17 protein-coding genes are annotated in these 19,641 nt (G+C 71.5%); 9 read left to right on the forward strand and 8 right to left on the reverse strand.

The genetic code is table 11. The annotated features are described in order from the left end of the window. Window positions 1–5: 5 nt before the first annotated feature. From QQM67_RS00195 to ccsB, 3 genes are read left to right on the forward strand one after another with little or no spacing between them, the layout of a single operon-like run. A complete protein-coding gene (locus QQM67_RS00195) occupies window positions 6–827 on the forward strand; it encodes a cytochrome c biogenesis CcdA family protein (RefSeq protein WP_314171353.1) in 822 nt (273 codons plus the stop codon). 1 nt (window position 828) lies between these two features. After that, window positions 829–2,796, forward strand: coding sequence for a cytochrome c biogenesis protein ResB (locus QQM67_RS00200; RefSeq protein WP_314171354.1), 1,968 nt, complete (start codon window positions 829–831; stop codon window positions 2,794–2,796). Beyond that, window positions 2,793–3,920, forward strand: a complete 1,128-nt coding sequence (gene ccsB, locus QQM67_RS00205) for a c-type cytochrome biogenesis protein CcsB (protein WP_314171355.1) — start codon at window positions 2,793–2,795, stop codon at window positions 3,918–3,920. Before QQM67_RS00200 ends, ccsB begins: the two co-directional genes overlap by 4 nt. Before the next feature lie 79 nt (window positions 3,921–3,999). On the opposite strand, the gene QQM67_RS30555 is transcribed toward ccsB, so the two are convergent. Next, window positions 4,000–4,524, reverse strand: a complete 525-nt coding sequence (locus tag QQM67_RS30555) for a PLDc N-terminal domain-containing protein (RefSeq protein WP_399064663.1) — start codon at window positions 4,522–4,524, stop codon at window positions 4,000–4,002. Between the two features lie 236 nt (window positions 4,525–4,760). Between QQM67_RS30555 and QQM67_RS00215 the strand changes: the two genes are divergently transcribed. Together QQM67_RS00215 and mqnP are read left to right on the forward strand one after the other, a co-directional pair. Next, the gene (locus QQM67_RS00215) at window positions 4,761–6,212 is read left to right on the forward strand and encodes a menaquinone biosynthesis decarboxylase (protein WP_314171356.1); all 1,452 of its coding nucleotides are present in this window, start codon (window positions 4,761–4,763) and stop codon (window positions 6,210–6,212) included. After that, window positions 6,209–7,135, forward strand: a complete 927-nt coding sequence (mqnP, locus tag QQM67_RS00220; RefSeq protein WP_399064666.1) for a menaquinone biosynthesis prenyltransferase MqnP — start codon at window positions 6,209–6,211, stop codon at window positions 7,133–7,135. Before QQM67_RS00215 ends, mqnP begins: the two co-directional genes overlap by 4 nt. Before the next feature lie 13 nt (window positions 7,136–7,148). On the opposite strand, the gene QQM67_RS00225 is transcribed toward mqnP, so the two are convergent. The 3 genes from QQM67_RS00225 to QQM67_RS00235 form a co-directional block, all read right to left on the reverse strand. Then, window positions 7,149–7,784: a rhomboid family intramembrane serine protease gene (locus tag QQM67_RS00225; RefSeq protein WP_314171357.1), complete on the reverse strand. Its 636-nt coding sequence runs from the start codon at window positions 7,782–7,784 to the stop codon at window positions 7,149–7,151. A gap of 106 nt (window positions 7,785–7,890) precedes the next feature. Next, window positions 7,891–9,216, reverse strand: coding sequence for a hypothetical protein (locus QQM67_RS00230; RefSeq protein WP_314171358.1), 1,326 nt, complete (start codon window positions 9,214–9,216; stop codon window positions 7,891–7,893). Window positions 9,217–9,358: 142 nt separating this feature from the next. Next, entirely contained in the window at window positions 9,359–10,042 is a 684-nt protein-coding gene (locus tag QQM67_RS00235; protein WP_314171359.1) for a UbiX family flavin prenyltransferase, read from the reverse strand. Window positions 10,043–10,273: 231 nt separating this feature from the next. On the opposite strand from QQM67_RS00235, the gene QQM67_RS00240 reads away from it, so the two are divergent. From QQM67_RS00240 to QQM67_RS00250, 3 genes are all read left to right on the forward strand, one after another. After that, the gene (locus tag QQM67_RS00240; RefSeq protein WP_314171360.1) at window positions 10,274–10,729 is read left to right on the forward strand and encodes an Lrp/AsnC family transcriptional regulator; all 456 of its coding nucleotides are present in this window, start codon (window positions 10,274–10,276) and stop codon (window positions 10,727–10,729) included. 105 nt (window positions 10,730–10,834) lie between these two features. Then, entirely contained in the window at window positions 10,835–12,001 is a 1,167-nt protein-coding gene (gene mqnE, locus QQM67_RS00245; RefSeq protein ID WP_314171361.1) for an aminofutalosine synthase MqnE, read from the forward strand. An 85-nt stretch (window positions 12,002–12,086) separates the two neighbouring features. Beyond that, on the forward strand, window positions 12,087–12,791 hold the full coding sequence (locus QQM67_RS00250) for a UdgX family uracil-DNA binding protein (RefSeq protein ID WP_314171362.1): 705 nt from the start codon (window positions 12,087–12,089) through the stop codon (window positions 12,789–12,791). Between the two features lie 92 nt (window positions 12,792–12,883). On the opposite strand, the gene QQM67_RS00255 is transcribed toward QQM67_RS00250, so the two are convergent. After that, window positions 12,884–14,254, reverse strand: a complete 1,371-nt coding sequence (locus tag QQM67_RS00255; RefSeq protein ID WP_314171363.1) for an NAD(P)-binding domain-containing protein — start codon at window positions 14,252–14,254, stop codon at window positions 12,884–12,886. Next, window positions 14,239–15,636, reverse strand: a complete 1,398-nt coding sequence (locus QQM67_RS00260) for a carboxylate--amine ligase (protein ID WP_314171364.1) — start codon at window positions 15,634–15,636, stop codon at window positions 14,239–14,241. Before QQM67_RS00260 ends, QQM67_RS00255 begins: the two co-directional genes overlap by 16 nt. Window positions 15,637–15,780: 144 nt before the next feature. Between QQM67_RS00260 and QQM67_RS00265 the strand changes: the two genes are divergently transcribed. Further along, complete coding sequence (locus QQM67_RS00265) at window positions 15,781–17,115, forward strand: glycoside hydrolase family 26 protein (RefSeq protein ID WP_314171365.1); 1,335 nt, start codon at window positions 15,781–15,783, stop codon at window positions 17,113–17,115. Window positions 17,116–17,223: 108 nt separating this feature from the next. Here the strand turns inward: QQM67_RS00265 and QQM67_RS00270 are convergent, their stop codons facing one another. Together QQM67_RS00270 and QQM67_RS00275 are read right to left on the reverse strand one after the other, a co-directional pair. Next, window positions 17,224–18,378 carry a GNAT family N-acetyltransferase gene (locus QQM67_RS00270; RefSeq protein ID WP_314171366.1) on the reverse strand — a complete coding sequence of 385 codons (1,155 nt, stop codon included), beginning with the start codon at window positions 18,376–18,378 and terminating at the stop codon, window positions 17,224–17,226. Next, a complete protein-coding gene (locus QQM67_RS00275; protein ID WP_314171367.1) occupies window positions 18,375–19,637 on the reverse strand; it encodes a YveK family protein in 1,263 nt (420 codons plus the stop codon). The genes QQM67_RS00270 and QQM67_RS00275 overlap by 4 nt, the downstream gene beginning before the upstream one ends. Window positions 19,638–19,641: the final 4 nt, after the last annotated feature.

Consider the following 19,641-nt stretch of genomic DNA (forward strand, 5'->3'; position numbering starts at 1 on the left):
CCCCCATGAGCGCGCTCGCCGCCGCCTCCTCTTCCGCGGCCTCCGCCGCCGGCACCGCTCTCGCGGCGGGCCAGGCGGAGGTGAACCACACGGTCCTCAGCGGAGCGCTGCTGCTGGCCGTGCCCGTGGCCGTACTGGGCGGCCTCGTCTCCTTCTTCTCCCCGTGCGTGCTGCCGCTCGTGCCCGGCTACCTCAGCTACGTCACGGGCGTCAGCGGTACGGATCTGGCGCAGGCCCGGCGCGGCCGGATGTTCCTGGGCGCAGGGCTGTTCGTGCTCGGCTTCACGGCTGTGTTCGTCTCCGGTGGCGCCCTGTTCGGGGGGTTCGGCGCGACGCTCCAGGAGCACCGGGCGGTCATCTCCAAGGTGCTGGGCGTCCTGACGATCGTGCTGGGGCTCGCCTTCATGGGGGCGCTCGGCCCGCTGTCGCGCATCACCTCGCGCGAACTGCGCATCCAGCGGCGGCCGTCGGTGGGCCTCGCGGGCGCGCCGATGCTCGGCGTGCTCTTCGGCATCGGCTGGACGCCGTGCATCGGGCCGACCCTCGCCGCCGTGCAGACCCTCGCCTTCAGCGAGGCGAGCGCTGGACGCGGCGCGCTGCTGACCGTCGCCTACTGCCTGGGCCTCGGCGTCCCGTTCGTCGTCGCGGCGATCGCCTTCCGCCGCACGCTGGGTGCCTTCGGCTGGGTGAAGCGGCACTATGCGTGGGTGATGCGGATCGGCGGCGTGATGCTCGTCGCGGTCGGCCTTCTGCTCGTGACCGGGGTCTGGGACCGGATCGTGTACGACCTTCAAGTCTGGTCGTCCGACTACACCGTGGGAATCTGAGATGCGTACGACGGACACCGGCACCGAGACCGGCACCGAGACCGGCCCCGGGGCGGGCACGGCCCGCGGCGGCGGCTCCTCCGGCGGGGGCGCCGACGGCCAGAGCCGGGAGGCCCAGGAGACGGTGGGTGCCCAGGCGGCCCCGGGCGGCGCCCGCGAGGAGGCTCACCTCGCGCGCGAGGCCGAGTCCCAGCTCTCCTCGCTCTCCACCGCGCCCGGCGAGGAGAAGCTCAACGTCCCGTCGATCGGCGTCCTCGGCTGGGCGCGCTGGTTCTGGCGGCAGCTGACCTCGATGCGGGTCGCGCTGATCCTGCTCTTCCTGCTCTCGCTCGCGGCGATCCCGGGGTCGGTGATCCCGCAGAGCAACGTCGACAGCGTCAAGGTCGAGGAGTTCCAGAAGAAGCACGACGTGCTCTCGCCCGTCTACGAGAAGCTTCAGCTCTTCGACGTCTACACGTCGGTGTGGTTCTCGGCGATCTACATCCTGCTCTTCGTCTCGCTGGTCGGCTGCATCGTCCCGCGCACCTGGCAGTTCGTGGGCCAGCTGCGCGGCAGGCCGCCGCGCGCCCCGCGCCGCCTGGACCGGATGCCCGCGTACACGACCTGGCACACCGACGCCTCCCCGGACCAAGTGCTGGGCGGCGCCCACAGGTTGCTGCGCGGCCGGCGCTTCCGTGCGGACCGCCACGGCGACGCCGTCGCCTCCGAGAAGGGCTATCTGCGGGAGGCCGGAAACCTCCTCTTCCACATCGCGCTGATCGTGCTGCTGCTGGCCTTCGCCGCGGGGCAGCTGTGGAAGTCCGACGGCGGCAAGCTGATCATCAAGGGCGACGGGTTCTCCAACACCCTCACCCAGTACGACGACTTCAAGTCGGGCTCCCTCTTCGAGCCGGACGACCTCGACTCCTTCGGCTTCAACCTGAAGGACTTCCACGCCACTTACGAGGAGTCGGGCCCGCAGAAGGGCACCGCACGCGACTACCGGGCGGACGTCTCGTACTGGCAGGGCGCGGACGGCACCGAGAAGCAGGGCTCGATCAAGGTCAACCACCCGCTGGAGATCGGCGACTCGAAGATCTTCCTGAACGGCAACGGCTACGCGCCCGTCGTCTCCGTCAAGGACGGCGAGGGCCGGACCGCCTACCGCGGCCCCGTCGCCTTCCTGCCGCAGGACGGCAACCTCACCTCGTCCGGAGTCGTGAAGGTCACCGACTACCGGGACGCGAAGGGCCGCAAGGACCAACTCGGCTTCCAGGGCTTCTTCGTGCCGACCTTCGGCGGCTCGGGCGCGCGCACGATGTTCTCGCAGTCGCCGTCCCTGAAGTACCCCGTGCTCTTCCTCACCGCCTACCACGGCGACCTCGGGCTGGACTACGGCGCGGCGCAGAGCGTGTACCAGCTCGACACCAAGCGCATGAAGCAGTTCAAGAAGCCGGGTGGCGGCCCGCTGGCGAAGAAGATCCTTCCCGGCGAGACGATGAGACTGCCGAACGGCGGCGGTGAGCTGAAGTTCGAAGGCGTGCGGCAGTGGGCCCAGTTCCAGGTCGTCCACCAGGTGGGCAGCGGCTGGGCACTCGGCGGCGCGCTCGCCGCGATCGGGGGTCTCGCGGGATCGCTGTTCATCCAGCGGCGCCGCGTGTGGGTGCGCGCGGTCGCGGGCCCGGACGGCCGAACGGTCGTGGAGATGGCGGGGCTTGGGCGCAGCGAGTCGGCCCGGCTCCCGGAGGAGCTGGGCGACTTGGCGTACGCCGTGCAGAGCGAGGCGCCGCCCGTCGAGGACGAGAACCGGGACGAGGACGGGGACGGGGACCGCGCCGAGGACGACGACGGGCCCGGTGAGCGCGGGAACGCGCTCCGGACCGACGACAAGGGCCAGGACAGTCAGGACGGCCAGGACAGCCAGGACACCGACGACACCGAGGACAGCGGGGCCAGCGCCGGAACCTCGCCACGAGGAGAACGCAAGTGAACATCGCCGCCGCCGGAACGAACGAGAATCTCGCCGAGATCAGCAACTACCTGATCTATTCGGCCATGGCCGTCTACGCACTCGCGTTCGTCGCGCACATCGCCGAGTGGGTCTTCGGCAGCCGCAGCAAGGTGGCCCGCACGGCCGCCGCGCTCAGCCCCGGACGCGCGGAGGACGGCGAGGCCCCCGAGCCCGCGGCGTCCGCCGGGGCCGCGCCCGCCAAGTCCGCCGCGGCCGGCGGCTCGACGTCCGTGCTGGACCGTCCGCGCCCGAAGGTCGTCGTGCGCTCGTCCGCGGGCCGCCGCGGCGAACTGCCGGACGGCCCCGGGGCAGCGGCCGGCGACGAGCAGGGCGATCTGTACGGCCGGATCGCGGTCTCGCTCACGACGCTCGCGTTCCTGCTGCACGTCGCCGGAGTGCTCGCCCGCTCGCTGTCCGTGCAGCGCGCCCCCTGGGGCAACATGTACGAGTTCTCGACGGCGTTCTCCATGGTCGCCGTCGGCGCCTATCTCGCCTTCCTCGTCGCGAAGAAGAACGTCCGCTGGATCGGGCTGCCGCTCGTGACCACGGTGCTGCTCGACCTCGGGCTCGCCGTGACGGTGCTCTACACCGAGAGCCAGCAGCTCGTGCCGGCGCTGCACTCGTACTGGCTGTGGATCCATGTGTCGCTGGCGATCACCTGCGGTGCGCTGTTCTACCTCGGGTTCGTCTCGACGGCGCTCTACCTCTTCCGCGACCGGTACGAGACCAAGCTGCTGGGCGGCGGCACCCCGGGCGGCTTCGCCACGTCCGTGATGGAGCGGCTGCCGTCGTCCTCGTCTCTCGACAAGTTCGCCTACCGCATCAACGCCGCCGTCTTCCCCTTCTGGACGTTCACCATCGTCGCGGGCGCCATCTGGGCGGGCGACGCATGGGGACGCTACTGGGGCTGGGACCCCAAGGAGGTCTGGTCGTTCATCACGTGGGTCGCCTACGCGTGCTATCTGCACGCGCGCGCGACCGCGGGCTGGAAGGGCCGCAAGGCCGCCTATCTGGCGCTGATCGCCTTCGCGTGCTTCCTGTTCAACTACTACGGCGTGAACATCTTCTTCAACGGCAAGCACTCGTACGCCGGCGTCGGCTGAGCCGCGCCGCCGGGCCCGTCGAGCTGAGCGACCCCTCGCGGGGCTGCCGCCCAGGGCCTTCTCGCCCCGCCGGGGTGGCTCAGCCCTTCGGCGGGGTCTCGTCCGGGCCGCCCGCGCCGTCGTCGCGCTGCCTCGACTCCTCCTCGCGGCGGCGCAGTTCGGCCTCCTGCGGCTCGGCACCGGGGCGCGGCTCCGGCTCGGCGTCCGCGGCGCTCTCCGTGCCCGGGGCCGATCCCGATGCGGTGCCCTCGGAGCGGAGGTCGCCGGAGCCCGCGCCGTTCTGCTCCTCGGCCGTCACCTCGTCGGCACGCGAACCGCCGGGCTGCGCATTGCCGTTGAGGGACTTGAGGAAATCCGGGTTGTCGTCCGGGGCGACCCAGCGGCGCTCGTCGGGACGCGTCGCGCCGTACGGGGCGTTCCTGCGCGGCCGTCCGACGGCGAACCATGCGACCGGGCCGAGCAGCACCTGCCCGAAGAGCAGGATGATGATCACCCACACCACCTTCGGCAGCTTCCGCACTTCCTGTTCAGGGGTGTTGAGACAGTCGATGAAGGCGTAGATCCACACCGCCAGGACGAGAAGGAACGGCAGATACCTGAGCATGTGGGACGCCCCCTAGGCGAGCTGACTCGGCACGGCGGGCCGGAAGTGCGGTTCGGTGCAGTCGTGCGGTTGCTGTTGCGGCTGGTGCCGCGGTTCGTGTTCGGCTTCGTTCGTGTGCGTATCGCCGTACGTACCGCGGTGCTTCCGCCGTACGTACGTAAGCCAGCGTAACGGTGTCCGGGAGGCCCCGGGGGCGGCCCGTGAAGCGCGGGGACCCATGGCCGATACTGGGGCGCATGGCATACGACGATCTCCGCTCGCTGTTGCGGGCGCTGGAGCGCGACCGGGACCTGAAACGGATCAAGGCCGAAGTCGATCCGTACCTCGAGATCGGGGAGATCGTCGACCGGGTGCAGAAGTCCGGCGGCCCCGCGCTGCTCTTCGAGAACGTCAAGGGCTCCTCCCTGCCCCTCGCCATGAACGTCTTCGGTACGGACCGCCGGCTGCTCAAGGCGCTCGGCCTCACGTCGTACGACGAGATCAGCGAGAAGATCGGCGGCCTGCTCAAGCCCGAACTGCCGCAGGGCTTCGTCGGGATGCGGGAGGCGTTCGGGAAGCTCGGCGCGATGGCGCACGTACCGCCGAAGAAGGTGAAGGACGCGCCCGTACAGGAAGTGGTGCTGCACGGCGACGACGTCGACCTGGAGACGCTGCCCGCGCTGTTCACCTGGCCCGAGGACGGCGGCTCCTTCTTCAACCTCGGTCTGACGCACACGAAGCACCCCGAGACGGGCGTCCGCAATCTCGGCCTCTACCGGCTCCAGCGGCACGACCGGCGGACGATCGGAATGCACTGGCAGATCCACAAGGACAGCCGGAACCACTACCAGGTGGCCGCGAGGCGCGGCGAGGAACTGCCCGTCGCCATCGCCTTCGGCTGCCCGCCCGCTGTGACGTACGCCTCGACGGCGCCGCTTCCCGGCGACATCGACGAGTACCTCTTCGCGGGCTTCACGCAGGGCAAGCGCGTGGAGATGACCGACTGCAAGACGGTGCCGCTGCAAGTGCCCGCGAACGCGGAGGTGGTGCTGGAGGGCCGGCTGGAGCCCGGAAAGACGCTTCCCGAGGGCCCGTTCGGCGACCACACGGGCTTCTACACGCCGCAGGAGGAGTTCCCGGCGCTGACGATCGACTGCGTGACGATGCGCAAGCGGCCCGTGTTCCAGTCGATCGTCGTGGGCCGGCCGCCGACGGAGGACGGGCCGCTGGGGCGCGCCACGGAGCGCTTCTTCCTGCCGCTGCTGAAGATCATCGTGCCGGACATCGTGGACTACCACCTGCCCGAGTCCGGCGGCTTCCACAACTGCATGATCGTCTCGATCGAGAAGAAGTACCCCAAGCACGCGCAGAAGGTCATGCATGCGATCTGGGGCGCGCACATGCTCTCGCTGGAGAAGCTGATCGTCGTCGTGGACGCCGGGTGCGACGTGCGCGATCTGCACGAGGTGGCGTGGCGGGCGCTGGGGAACGTCGACTACTCCCGCGACCTGACGGTCGTCGAGGGGCCGGTCGACCACCTCGACCACGCCTCGTACCAGCAGTTCTGGGGCGGCAAGGCCGGCGTCGACGCGACCGCGAAGCTGCCCGAGGAGGGCTACACCCGCGACGGCGGATGGCCGCACGAGATCGAGTCCGACCCCGACGTGGCACGGCTCGTCACGGAGCGCTGGAAGGAGTACGGCCTGTGAGCGGCGGCGCCGCGACGGGCGAGGCCGCCGAGGGGGATCTGCCGGGCACGCGCGGCGGCGTACGGGCGTTCCTGCGCCTGGTGATGATCGAGCACTCCGTCTTCGCGCTGCCGTTCGCCTACATCGCGGCGCTGACGGCGATGTTCCGCGAGGGCGGCGCCGTCCGGTGGCGGGAGTTGCTGCTCGTCACCGTCGCGATGGTCGGGATGCGCACCTTCGCCATGGCGGCAAACCGGATCATCGACCGCGAGATCGACGCCCGCAATCCGCGCACGGCCGGACGCGAACTCGTCACCGGTGCGCTCTCCGTGCGCTCGGCCTGGGCGGGCGCTCTCGTCGCGGTCGCGGTCTTCCTCGGGGCGTGCGCCCTGCTCAATCCGCTGTGTCTCGCGCTCGCGCCGGCCGCCGTCGTGCCGATGGTGGTCTATCCGTACGGGAAGCGCTTCACGGACTTTCCGCACGCCATCCTCGGCGTCGCCCAGGCGATCGGCCCCATCGGCGCCTGGATCGCGGTGACGGGCGCCTGGTCGTGGGAGGCGGTGGTGCTGGGGCTGGCCGTCGGCGTGTGGATCGGCGGGTTCGACCTGATCTTCGGCTGCCAGGACGTCGCGGCGGACCGTGCGCACGGGGTGCGCTCCGTGCCGGCGCGGTTCGGCATCGCGGCGGCCCTGTACGGGTCGCGCGGCAGCCACGTCGTCACGGTGGCGCTGCTGGCGTGGTTCGGGCTGCTCACCGGCGCGGGCGTCTTCTACTGGCTGGGCCTGCTGATCGTCGCGGGCGCATTCGTCTACGAGCACTCGATCGTCAGGCCAGGCGATCTGTCCCGGCTCAACCGCGCCTTCTTCACGGTCAACGGGTTCATCGGCATCGCGCTGTTCGTGTGCGCGCTGCTGGACCTGTCGGTGCGCGGGCTGAGCGTCTGAGACGCCTGAGCGCTCAGTGCCAGGCGGGCTTGCCGCCTCCCGCCGTACGGGCGGGGGAGGTCATGAAGGCCGCCATCACGCCGCCGATCAGCCCGAAGAGGTGGCCCTGCCACGAGATGCCGCTCGCGGTGGGCAGCACGCCCCACAGGATCGAGCCGTAGAGCACGGCGACGACTCCGCCGAGCGCCACATCCGTGATGCGCCGGTCCACGAAGCCGCGCACCAGGAGATATCCGAAGAGCCCGAAGATCAGGCCGGACGCGCCCGCCGTATTGCTGCCGTCGGGTGCGACGAGCCACACACCGACCCCGCTGACGACGATGATCGTGAACGCGACGACCAGGAAGCGCCCGGTGCCGCGCAGCGCCGCGAGGAAGCCCAGGACCAGCAGCGGCAGCGTATTCGCGATGAGGTGGCCGAAGCCGAAGTGCATGAACGCCGCGGGGATCACGTCGACGAGCTCGCCCTGCTTGCGGGGCACGATGCCGAAGGTGTCCAGCGAGTTGTTCGTCGCCTGGTCGAAGAACTCCAGCACCCACAGCAGAGCCGTCCAGAGCAGGATCAGCTTGGCGGCGGGCCAGGCGCCCGCGCGCCGTGGAGCCCTGTCGCTGCTCGTGCTGTTGATGTCAGAGCCTGATCCGTACGCCATCGAGTCTCCCCCTGAGAGACAGTGAGTGGAACCGATGCCTCCTCCGACCTTGACAACGCGGCAGAGGGCACACCTGGTTCCGCACGCCAGGATCTCCAGGATGGCGTCAGAACTTCTCCGTGCCCAGAGCGCCATAGACCCACGTGGCCATCAGGTCCTGCGGCTCGATCTTCTTCGTACCGCCGGGCGCCGTCACGGCGACGGCGTCGCCGCCGCTGAACTCCAGGCGCAGCGGCAGGTGGGCGTCGCCCCGGGTGAACTGGCCCAGGTCGAGCGTGAGCGAGGTGAGCTGGCCGCGCCGGATCGAGAGATCGGCCGCGATGTCGCCGTCGGGCACGCGCGAGGGGTCGATCTCCGCGCCCAGCGTCCGCAGCGCGGCGACCAGGTCCTTCGCCGCGTCGTGTCCGGGCAGTGTCATGCGTACGTGCTCCGCGCCGCCGTGCTCGCCCTTCGCGTCGAACTCGGCGTGCTCGCGCAGCAGCTCCTGCACCTCGCTGAGGAACTCGCGCTGCGACTGGCCGTCGAGGGCGGAGCCGATGGTGACCGCGTCCCGGATCTCGCGGGCCTGCCGGGCCATTTCGCCCGATGTATTCGATACGTTCCGGTCTGCGGACTTCGAGGACTTTCCGTCGTCCTTGTCGTCCTTGCCGCCCTCGCCCTTCTTGTCTTTCTCGTCCTTCCCCGACTTCCCCGACTTCTCGGACTTCTTCTGCTCGTCCTTCTTCGCTTCCTTCTCTTCGCGCTTCTCGCGGTCCTCTTCGAGCTGCCGTTCCGCGAGCGTCTCGGCCGCCCGCGCGAAGTCGTCGAAGGCGTCCGGGTCGGCCTGCACCCACTCGCCGTCGAGCGCGTCCGTGGCCGCTCCCAGCGTGTCCGGGAGTTCGTCCGCGAGGCCGACGATTTCCGACGCCTTCTCGTGCGCGTCCCCCTTGCCCAAGGTGTGCTCGACCAGGGCCTTCAGGCTGACGCGCAGATACAGCTTGTCGTCGACGGACTTGACAGCCGCGACGTCCTTGCCGCCGAAGTTCAGCGCGGCCGCGACGTTCGCGGCGTCGGACTCCGGCATCTCCTTCAGCGGTGTCTCCTCCTCCTCGTCGCCCGTCCCGGCCGACAAGGTCAGCTCGGCGCGCGCGAGCCTCTCCGCGGCCTGCTTCGAGGCCTCGTGCTTCTTCCCGTCCCGCTCGGCCTGCTTGAGGAACTCGCGGGCCTGGCGCGGCGATCCGTCCACGGACGCGATGACGGTGGCGGCGGGCTGGTCGCCGAGCTTCACTACCGCGTTGCGCACCTTCATTCCGGTCGTGAGGCGCTCCGTCGAACTGCACGCGGACACGGCGGCGGCGAGCACCGCGGCACACGTCACGGCGGAGACGGCGATCCGCACCGCCCTCGGGGGCACGGGCTGCCAGAAGTCAGACGGCCGACGGAAGAAACGCATGGGCCGACCCAATCGCACAACGGGCCTACGACGCCAGTCGAAGGCGCGGGACCGGCCGAAGCGGCACAAGAACCGCGAGCCGGAACACCCTTTCGCGAATCTCCCGCGAACCCGGAACTCCCGTCCCGCGCGCCCCGCTTACCTACGGCCCGGCGGTCATGCCCCCCAACTCGCCCTCCCAGCGCCGGTAGAGCTTGTGCGGCACGCCCGCCGCGTCCAGCGCACGGCCCGCCACGAAGTCGACGAGATGCTGCACACTGCTGCCGCCCGCGTAGAAGGCGGGCGACGCGGGGAGCACCACCGCGCCGGCGTCGTCGAGCGTGACGAGATGCCTGAGCGTCTGCCCGTGCAGCGGTGTCTCCCGTACGGCGACGACGAGCGGCCGCCGCTCCTTGAGCGTCACCGACGCGGCCCGTTGCAGCAGGTCCTTGGAGAGGCCGAGCGCGACCCCGGCCACGCACGCGGTGCTCGCCGGGACGACGATCATCCCCCGCGCCGGATACGAGCCGGAGGACGGCCCCGCGGCGAGGTCCCCGGCGGGCCAGTGCCGCACGGCCGAGACGTCCGGGTCGAAGGCGTCGGGAGTGCCGTCGGCTCCGGAGGAGAGCCAGCGGTGCAGATCCTCCTGCGCGTGCGCGTCGCGGAACGGGTGCCCGGTCTCGTCGAGGATCGTCAGCCGCGCGGCACGGCTCACGACGAGGTCGACAGCCTCCCCGGCGTGCAGCAGCGCACGCAGCACCGCGGCAGCGTACGGCGTGCCCGAGGCGCCGGAGACGCCGACGATCCAGGGCCTGCGCGGCGTGCTGGTTCCGGTCGTAGCGCTCACGCCACCGAGCCTACGCGTGGCCTCGCGCGGCCGACCCGTCGGTGACCGGGCGCCCTTGAGGAGAGGTGTCTGAGGGCGAGCCGCCCCCATGCCTTAGATTCGTTACCGGAGATTCGCGGAGCCCACGGTTCCCCTGTCTCGGCGGGAGACTCAGCCCTGCCTCCGGGCAGGGACCCTTCCCCTGCCTACGGCGGGGAGACCCCAAGATCGGCAACGGAGGCACCAGGAGCCATGGACGCGGTGGACAGGCAGCTCATTCAGGCGCTGCGTGAGAACGGCAGGGCCTCCTACGCCGAGCTGGGCCGGCTCGTCGGCCTCTCCGGGCCGAGCGTCACCGACCGCATCAACCGCCTCGAGACCGCCGGAGTGATCACCGGCTACCGCGCGACGGTCGACGCGCCCTCGCTGGGCCTGGGCGTCACCGCCCTCATCGGCATCCAGCTCACCGACGCCACCGACCACGAGGACGTGGCGGGGCGGCTGAGCGAGCTGAGCGAGGTCGAGGACTGCTGGTTCATCGCAGGCGACGACTCGTTCATGCTCAAGGCCCGCGCCTCGGACGTGGACGCGCTGGAGACCCTCATCCGCCGGCTCTCCGGCACCAAGGGCGTCTCCCGTACGCGTACGACGGTCGTGCTCTCCACCAAGTGGGAGAACCGGGTCGGCGAACTGCCGCACGAGGCCTGACGGGTAGCCGTCCCGCAGGTCCGCCCGCGACCGGTCCCGAGGGTCCCGGATGCGGGGAGTAGGCTCCGAAAGGCGCTCGAAGCAGAAATCTTAGGAGGGCGAGGCATGGACTCTGGGCTCAAGCGCGAGCTGGAGGAGAAGGTCCGCGCAGGTGTACGGCTGACGCGCGAGGACGGCATCGCCCTCTACGACTGCGACGATCTGGCCTGGCTCGGCGGCCTCGCCCACGAGGTGCGAACTCGCAAGAACGGCGACGTCGTTCACTTCAACGTCAACCGCCATCTCAACATGACGAACGTGTGCACCGCCTCGTGCGCGTACTGCTCCTTCCAGCGCAAGCCGGGGGAGAAGGACGCCTACACGATGCGCATCGAGGAGGCCGTGAAGCTCGCCAAGGCGATGGAGGGCGAGAACCTCACCGAGCTGCACATCGTCAACGGCCTCCATCCGACGCTCCCTTGGCGCTACTACCCGCGTTCGCTCAGCGCCCTCAAGGAGGCGCTGCCCGAGACCGTCTCGCTCAAGGCGTTCACCGCCACCGAGATCCATCACTTCGAGACGATCTCCGGGATGGACGCGAGCGAGATCCTCGACATCCTCATCGAGTCCGGTCTGGAGTCGCTGACCGGCGGCGGCGCCGAGATCTTCGACTGGGAGGTCCGGCAGCACATCGTCGACCACGCCACTCACTGGGAGGACTGGTCGCGCATCCACCGCCTCGCCCACCAGAAGGGCCTCAAGACGCCCTGCACGATGCTGTACGGGCACATCGAGGAGCGCCGGCACCGGGTCGACCACGTGCTGCGGCTGCGTGAACTCCAGGACGAGACCGGCGGGTTCCAGGTCTTCATCCCGCTGCGCTACCAGCACGACTTCGTCGACATGCAGGACGGCAAGGTCCGCAACACGCTCCAGGCGCGCACCACGATGGCCTCGGGAGCGGAGGCGCTGAAGACGTTCGCGGTCTCGCGCCTGCTGTTCGACAACGTGCCGCACGTGAAGGTCTTCTGGGTCATGCACGGCGTCCAGACCGCTCAGCTCGCGCTCCAGCACGGAGCGGACGACATGGACGGCTCCGTCGTCGAATACAAGATCACTCACGACGCGGACAACTACGGCACCCCCGACAAGCTCACCCGCGAGGATCTGCTCGACCTGATCCGCGACGCCGGGTTCAGGCCGGTCGAGCGCAACACCCGCTACGAGATCATTCGCGAGTACGACGGTCCGGACCCGGAGCGGCGCGAGTCGCCCCAGCCGATGCGCATCTGAGGCCCGTCGCGCGGTGGAGGCCTGCGGTGCCCCGTCGGCCCATCGGCCCCGTCTGGGGTGTTCGCCGACGGGTACCCGCGGCCGCATGCCCCCACCACCCCGCAAGCGCCCCGAGCGCACCGGCCCCGAGGACGACTACACCGCCGAGCCGTTCCTGCCCGCCGAGGGGAGGCGCGGCAAGGCGGGCCTCGACGATCTGCGCAGGGCGGCCGCGCGGTGCCGCGGCTGCCCCCTGCACCGGGACGCGACGCAGACCGTGTTCGGCGAGGGCGACTCCGGAGCCCGAGTGCTGCTCCTCGGCGAGCAGCCCGGCGACCAGGAGGACAGGCGCGGCGAGCCCTTCGTCGGACCGGCCGGCAGAGTCCTCGACCGGGCGCTTGAGGAGGCCGGGATCGATCCGGCGCAGTCGTACGTGACCAACGCGGTCAAGCACTTCAAGTGGGAGTACGCCTCCGGCGGGCGCGGCAAGAGGCGCATCCACAAGGCGCCGAACCTGCGCGAGATGACGGCCTGCGGCCCGTGGCTCGCGGCCGAACTCGCCCTGGTCGCACCGGAGGTGATCGTCGTGCTCGGTGCGACGGCGGGCAAGGCGTTGTTCGGATCGTCGTTCCGCGTGACGAAGCAGCGCGGCGCCCTGATCGAGCAGGACGTGCACGGACGCAGCGAGCGAGTGGTGGCGACGATCCACCCCTCCGCGGTGCTGCGCGCCGACGACCGGGACCGGGAGGCCGTACGTGAGGGCCTCGTCTCCGATCTGCGGGTGGCCGCCGGCGCGCTGCGCGGTTCGTAGGTGCGGGTTGTGGGTCGCCGGGTTGTGAGTCGTCGGTTTGTGAGTCGCTGGTTTGTGAGTCGCGATTGTTGAGTCGCGCTCGTGATGCGGGGTCAGCGCCGCACGGGCGCACGCCCCCGGCCCGGCCCCTGCCCGGTTCCACGCCCGTGACCCTGCCCGGTCGCCCGGCCGCCGCCCTGCCCGGGGCCGTGCCCCGCCAACTGCCCGTCCAGACGGTGCTGTTCGACGGTACGGGAGCGCGCGGCGTGCGGCACCGTCGCGAGCCGCGGCTCGGCCAGCCGCCGCTGCACACCCTGCACGACACGGTTCGCGGCGAAGGTCGCCCCGTACACGAAGCGCATCGAGGGCCCGAACGACGGCGTCGCGAGCAGCCCGGCGAAGAAGAGCCCCGGGTGTGACGACTCGAACCTGGCGTTCAGTTCGGGAGCGTCGCTCGTGCCGACGCGGTGCAGGATGCCGCGCACCGATTCGTCCAGCATCGACAGCCGTGCGAGCCGCGGCGCGAAGCCCGTCGCGGCCACGACATGGTCCGTCTCGACCGTGCGCACGACGCCGTCGGTGGACTCCAGGCGCAGCCGCACCTGGTCGCCCACCAGCTCCGCCGCGCTGAGCCGGCTGCTGAGCAGCACCGGCACGGCGAACTCGAACCGGTCGCGCAGCCACCAGGCGCCGGCCGGCCCCAGCGCCGTACGCGCGATGTGCTGCCGCAGTCCCGCGGGCAACTTCCGCACCGCCCACGGCATCTCGGAGTAGACCCAGCTCGGCCAGCCCGTGCCCAGCCCGCAGTGCGGGTCGCGCAGCGCCTTGAGCAGGGAGCGCTGGAGGGGCTGCGGCGGCGAGTTCCAGTTGATGCGGTCGGCGCGAGCGACGACCCGTACGTGCGCGCCCTCCTCGGCGAGCAGCGCCGCCGACTCCAGCGCGGCCTGTCCGGCGCCGACCACCGTCACGTCCTTGTTCCTGAAGCGGCTCAGCTCCCGGTGGTGGCTGCTGTGCGAGATGACCCCGGCGGGGAGCTTCCGCAGCGGTCCGGGCTTGTGCACGAACGGCATCACGCCGACGGCGAGGACGACGGTGCGCGTCACCAGCACCTCGCCCTCGGCCGTCTCGACGCGGAATCCGCGTGCGCACGGGACGACGGACGTCACCGTCTGCTCGTCCGCCGCGGGCGCGGCCCGGCTGCCGAACCACTGCCCGTACTCGGTGAACGTGCCGATCGGCAGCGGCCGTCCGTGCTCGACGGTGATGCCGCGCGCGGCGCAGTACGCGGCCAGCGTGTGCGTGCCGGCCGGGTCGGAGAGGTTGGAGGACCACGGCTCGGACTTGAGGAACATGCCCTTGGGCATGTTGTCCCGCCAGGAGGCCATCGGGCGGCCCAGCACGCGCAGGTTGAGTCCGGCGGCCGCGGCGTGCGAGGCGATGGAGAGGCCGTAGGGGCCTGCGCCCACCACTACGAGGTCGTACATGCGTTTCCTTCTCTCTGATCTTTCACTGATCGCTCATCACGAGTGGTGCGGAAATGCGGTGCGGACGGCAGCACCGGCGCCGCGGCCGGCTGCGCTGCCCTGACGGACCGGAAGGACCCGGCCGAACTGAGGGACCTGACGCGCCGCCAGATCTTGAACGCGCCCCGGACGAACCAGGCGCCGGCCATGGCGAAGAAGGGCCGCAGGTCGTCGGCCGCGAACCAGGCACGCTCGACCGCGCGGAAGCCCCGCTCGCGCGGCCGCCCACCGTGCTCGGCCCGCCGCTCCCGCCGCCGCTCGGAGCGCTCCCGCACTGCCAGCGCGCTCGACGGCCCGGCCACGATCGCCGAGAGCAGGGCGTAGTTCTCCGCGACGAAGACCCGCCCCGGCCCGCCGCACTGCGCGGGCACCGCGCGCCCCGTCAGATGCAGGTGCTGTGCCCGTACGACGTCCAGTCCGCGCTCGTCGGTGAAGAGCCGGAACTGCGCGCCGGGGCGGGGGTTGAAGTCGAGCAGGTGGTAGGTGCCGGTGGCCGGGTCGAGCCGGAAGTCGAGGTCGAGGATGCCGCGGTAGCCGACGTGCGTGGCGAGGCGGGCCGCGGCGTCCGTGACCTCGTGGTTGGTGAGCCAGGTGCCGACGGCCGTAAGACCCGTACGCGGTGGCCAGGAGCGCTCCTTGCGTCCCGCGCCGCCCACGAGGAAGTTCCCGTCCCCGTCCGCGTAGCCGTGGAAGAACCAGTCGGTGCCGCGGCCGCCCGTCAGCCGCTGCTGGAGCAGGAGCGGGCTCCCGGCCTGCGCGCTGCGCTCGTACAGTTCGCAGGCGTCGGCCGGGGTTCGCAGGAGCGTGGTGCTGCGCATGCCCTTCGGGAGAAGCCACGGCCGGCTCCACTTCGCCACGACGGGCAGGCCGAGGAGCGCCGCCTCGCGGGCCGCGTCCGCGGCGCTGTCCGGTGAGACGGTACGGGGGTGTGCGACGCCGGCCTCCCCGCACAGAGCGGCGAGTTCGGCCTTGTCGGCGACGCGCCCCGGCATGCCGGGATCCGCGTCCGGGAGCAGATAGCGCCCCCGGAGCCGCTCGGAGAGCGCCGCGACCGCGATGGCTCCGCGGTCGTCGAGCGCGATGAGAACGGCCGGTCTGCCGATGACGTCCGACACCCGGCACAGCGCCTCTTCGAACTCCGCGTCCGAAGTGGCGCCCGCCGGAAGCGAATGCGTGCGGTGTACGAACCGGGAGCGGTCCACCGGTCCTGCTGCCGCCACGGCGACGTGCACCTCGATCCCCGTACGCCCGAGGGACCGGATCGCGCCGAGCGTTCCGTGGTGGAACGGATTCGGGTCGAGCCGGAGCAGGAGGACGGGGACTTCCGTGTCGAACGGCGGCATGGGTATGTCCTTGCGTCATGAACGGGACGAACAGGGAGAAAATATCCCCATTGGGCTATCAGACCGCACCGCGCCGTCCTGGACGGTGAGGTCTGAAATGCGTGTTTCGCGGCCGCGAAGGCCGACGGCAGATCAGGAGGAACGATGCGGAGCCCCAACCGCCGTGGATACAAAGGGGTCTGCGGCGTCGTCGTGGCCGCCGGTCTCCTGGCCTCCTGCAGCGTCCTGCCGGTCGATCTGCCGGATTTCCGGACGGAATCGTTCATCCGGCGCGTTGCTTCGAGCGACAGCACCCCCACACCCGGCCCCGGTGCCGGACGGCCGGAGGCGGACGCCTCGACGCTCTCCGCCGCCGCGCCGCTGGCTCCGCTCGGCGCGTTCCTCCGCTCCGGAGCGGACGGCGTGAGCCGGATCGACCGGTTCCAAAGCTGGCTCGGCGGTACGGAACTGAAGGTCGGTCACACGTATCTGCCGGGCGACCTGTGGTCCAACATCGAGGGCAAGCCGGACTTCCTCGAACCCTGGACGCGGTGGCGGAGCGCTCAGCAGGACCGGCTGTTCGTCCTCAACGTGCCGATGCTGGAGCGCAACGAGGACGGCCTCCCCGACCACGAGGTGCGCGCGCTGCTGCGCGACGGAGCCGCCGGACGCTTCGACGCCCACTACCGCACCCTCGCCGAACGCCTCGTCGGCCAGAAGTCGCCGGACACGGTGATCGTCCTCGGCTGGGAGATGAACGGCCTGACGTACTCGCACCGTTGCGGCCCGGACCCGAAGGCGTGGAAGACGTACTGGCGCCGCATCGTCGACACGATGCGCTCCGTGCCGGGGCAGCGGTTCCGCTTCGACTACGCGCCCGCCCGCGGCCGGGACGCCGTCCCGTGGACGGAGTGCTACCCGGGCGACGACGCCGTCGACATCATCGGGATGGACACCTACGACCAGCCCGCGGGCCAGCCCTTCGACAGACAGGTCGACGAGCCGCTCGGCCTCCAGGACCAGGTCGACTTCGCCAGGGAGCACGGCAAGGCGATCTCGTATCCGGAGTGGGGGCTCTTCCGCAACGGCGACAACCCCGAGTACGTCCGGCGGATGCTCGACTGGTTCGACCTGCACAAGCCGCTGTACCAGACGCTCACGGACTACTGCCCGCACGGCGTGTGGCAGTGCCCCGACAACCCCGACTCCGCCGAGACGTTCCGCTCGGCGCTCTTCGCGCGATCCGGCGGCATGCCGGCGCCGTCGCCGGGGCCGAGCGCGCCGGGAGCGCCGGGAGCGCCGGGAGCGCCGGGAGCGACGAGGAAGCCCTCGCCCGGTCCGTCCGCGCCCTCGCCCTCCGGCACCGCGATCCCCGTGCCGACGGAGCCGGGCGCGCGCGTGCCGCGGCACGAGGACTGCTACGTCGTCGGCGACTACTGCGTGCGGTTCGGCAAGGGGCTGACCGACTGGTGGAAGAACTGGCGCAAGTCCGAGGACTAGCAGGGGGGATGGGGAACCGGCCGCTCGTACGCGGTCGGTGATGGCTCATGAGAAAGGCGCGGGCGCCCGGAGCGGGCGCCCGCGCGCTGGGGCGGAGGAGATGGACGCCTAGGTCCGGTCTCGCTCCGTGCGCTCTCTTTCCGCCCCCGTCGGACCGCGGCCGCCCGGACGGATGCGCCGCAGCAGATCCGCGGCCCGGCTCCGGCGTACGGCCTCGGCGGCGAGCTCCCGTCCCGCGATCTGCGCGGAGTGCAGGCCCAGCGCGGGCGCCATCTCCCGACGGGCCATCAGCAGCCGCTGGTTGGCTACCGGATCGGCCTGCCAGCGGGCCTTGTGCGGCTCCGCTCCGCGCAGCAGGTTGAGCGTGCCGCACCCCTCGACGTCCGCGTGCGTGGCGGCGTTCCGCAGCAGCATCGTGGTGATGTCCACGCGCTGCGAGCGCAGCCGCGGGTGCGCGCCGTAGAGGTAGCCGCAGACCATGTCCCGGCTGGTGAAGGTGATGTCCGAGGCGATGGGCTCGTCGTCGATGCGGTATTCGGTGAGCGTCGCGTCGCCGCTCTCCGCCAGCTGCTCGACCGTACGTTCAAGATGCGCGCGGAAGCGGGGACGCAGGTGCTCGGGCGTCACACCGCGGCCCTCCCACTGCATCTCGTGCAGGCGGAGCAGCGTACGCACGGCGTCGGCCGCCTCGGACGGCAGCACGTCGTGCTCCTTGATCCCCATCTTGTCGATCTTGCGGAGCTTCTGCCGGGTGCGCTTGGCGCTGGCCGAGGGCAGACGTCCCAGCAGCTCCTCCATGGGGACGCCGGGCAGTTCGAGGCACACGGAGTCCGTCAGCCTCCGGCGGATGCCGGGCCAGGCGCCGTAGACCTGCTCGGCCGCGGCACCGGGGCGCACCTCGCGGATGTCGATGAGCGCGCCGCGCGACGCCCGGTGCAGGGCCCTTGCGAGGTGTCCGGCCGCGCCGGGGCAGTCGCCGTCCAGCAGCACGTCGCAGAAGTCGGTGATGCCGCCGCCGAGCGCGACCAGCGCGGGCAGCGGCCGGTGAGTGAGCATCATCGGTGCCGCGGCGACGAGCCGGCCGCCGCTGCGTACGAGTACGACGCGGAGCCGGCCCGCCCTTCCGTACGACTGCCACCAGGAGTGCAGCCACGCGTGCGACTGGAACGTGGTCGCCCCCGGGCTGCGGCGGCGCAGCTCGTCCCACTCGCGGGACAGCGAACCGAAGTGCGACGGGTCGCGGCAGACGGTGGCGGTGGTCATCGTTCCTGCTCCGTCCGTGAGTCGGTGTTCGCGGACGCGGTCCGCACGTGGTCGGCGGCGGTTGCGGTCGGCGCGGTGGCCGCGGCCGTGGTGGGTGCGCCGTGCGTGGCGGGCGCCGCTCCGGCCGAGGCCGTGCGGCGGCGCGACTGCGGGAGCGCGAGCAGCACCAGGCCGCCGATCAGCCCGCCCGCGCACGCGCCCACGGAGACCGCGACCGTCGCCGACGGCGAGACGGGGGTCGCGGGCGCCATGGCGTCGGAGAGGACGGTCAGCCGTGCGCCCGTCCGTTTCACCGACGTCTTGGCCGTGTGCGTGAGGGCCTTCGCGACGGCGTCGGCGTTCTTCGCCGCCTGCGACGCGTTGGACGAGGTCGCGGTGATCTGCACCATCGGTGCGTCGGGCGAGGTGCTCGCCTGGATTCCGTCGCGGATGGTGCCGGGGCGCAGATGGGCCCGCCTCTCAGCGTCGGCGAGGATCACCGGGTCCGTCGCGATCTTGCCGTAGGCCTGTGCGTAGCCCAGCGCCCCCGCCGCCTCCGACCCGCCGGAGGGCGAGACGACGACGTAGCTGATGGCGGCGTACTGCGCCGGCGTCGCCTCGGAGTACGCGGCTCCGGCTCCGGCTCCCAGGACCAGGCACAGCGGCACCGGCCACCACGACGGCACGCGGCGCAGCCATGCCCTGAGCCTCCGCCGGGCCGAGCCCCTCGTGGTGGCGGGCGCGGGCTCCGGGCGGGGGGCGCGGGGGCGCGCGCCGGCGGCGAGGGCGTTGGCGCGCAGCGGCGTGGTCCTGGTGAGGGCGGAGGTCTTGGTGCCGGTGCCGCTCTTCGGCGTACCTGTGCCGCCCCGCGGTGCGTCGGTGCCCTGCGGCGGGCCGGCGCCCTGCGAAGTGCCCGTGTTCTTCGGTGCGTTGGCGCCTTGGGGCGGGCCGGCGGTTCCGCTCTCGGCCGGGCCGGTCGCGTCGTCCGACGTGGACGCCGTCTTCGCGCCCGTCGCGTCGCCGGTCGTGCCGGTCGTGCTCGTCGTGCCGGTCGTGTCGGTCTTGCCGGAGTCATCTCTGGGACCGGTGCCGGTCTTCACCGCCTCCGTCCTCGTCGTCGTGGCCTGTTCGGCGCTCTTCGTCACCTCGGGGGCCGCGGAGGAGCCGCCGCCGTCGCCGGCGCCGGAGTTCGCTGAGCGGGCCTCGCGCCGGGACTGCTTCGTGCGCGCCGAGCCGCCCGCGGTGGGGGACTTGGCCGATCCCTGTGCGGCTTTGGACATGGCA

The organism is Streptomyces winkii (genome assembly GCF_032248595.1).
GTDB lineage: Bacteria > Actinomycetota > Actinomycetes > Streptomycetales > Streptomycetaceae > Streptomyces > Streptomyces winkii.

Excerpts from the sequence above, each read along its gene's own strand:
- QQM67_RS00215 (WP_314171356.1), top strand. The coding sequence starts at position 4,761 with ATGGCATACGACGATCTCCGCTCGCTGTTGCGGGCGCTGGAGCGCGAC.
- QQM67_RS00195 (WP_314171353.1), top strand. The coding sequence starts at position 6 with ATGAGCGCGCTCGCCGCCGCCTCCTCTTCCGCGGCCTCCGCCGCCGGC.
- mqnE (WP_314171361.1), top strand. The coding sequence starts at position 10,835 with ATGGACTCTGGGCTCAAGCGCGAGCTGGAGGAGAAGGTCCGCGCAGGT.
- QQM67_RS00260 (WP_314171364.1), bottom strand. The coding sequence starts at position 15,636 with ATGCCGCCGTTCGACACGGAAGTCCCCGTCCTCCTGCTCCGGCTCGAC.
- QQM67_RS30555 (WP_399064663.1), bottom strand. The coding sequence starts at position 4,524 with ATGCTCAGGTATCTGCCGTTCCTTCTCGTCCTGGCGGTGTGGATCTAC.
- QQM67_RS00250 (WP_314171362.1), top strand. The coding sequence starts at position 12,087 with ATGCCCCCACCACCCCGCAAGCGCCCCGAGCGCACCGGCCCCGAGGAC.
- QQM67_RS00200 (WP_314171354.1), top strand. The coding sequence starts at position 829 with ATGCGTACGACGGACACCGGCACCGAGACCGGCACCGAGACCGGCCCC.
- QQM67_RS00275 (WP_314171367.1), bottom strand. The coding sequence starts at position 19,637 with ATGTCCAAAGCCGCACAGGGATCGGCCAAGTCCCCCACCGCGGGCGGC.
- QQM67_RS00255 (WP_314171363.1), bottom strand. The coding sequence starts at position 14,254 with ATGTACGACCTCGTAGTGGTGGGCGCAGGCCCCTACGGCCTCTCCATC.
- QQM67_RS00265 (WP_314171365.1), top strand. The coding sequence starts at position 15,781 with ATGCGGAGCCCCAACCGCCGTGGATACAAAGGGGTCTGCGGCGTCGTC.
- QQM67_RS00230 (WP_314171358.1), bottom strand. The coding sequence starts at position 9,216 with ATGCGTTTCTTCCGTCGGCCGTCTGACTTCTGGCAGCCCGTGCCCCCG.
- QQM67_RS00225 (WP_314171357.1), bottom strand. The coding sequence starts at position 7,784 with ATGGCGTACGGATCAGGCTCTGACATCAACAGCACGAGCAGCGACAGG.
- QQM67_RS00270 (WP_314171366.1), bottom strand. The coding sequence starts at position 18,378 with ATGACCACCGCCACCGTCTGCCGCGACCCGTCGCACTTCGGTTCGCTG.
- QQM67_RS00240 (WP_314171360.1), top strand. The coding sequence starts at position 10,274 with ATGGACGCGGTGGACAGGCAGCTCATTCAGGCGCTGCGTGAGAACGGC.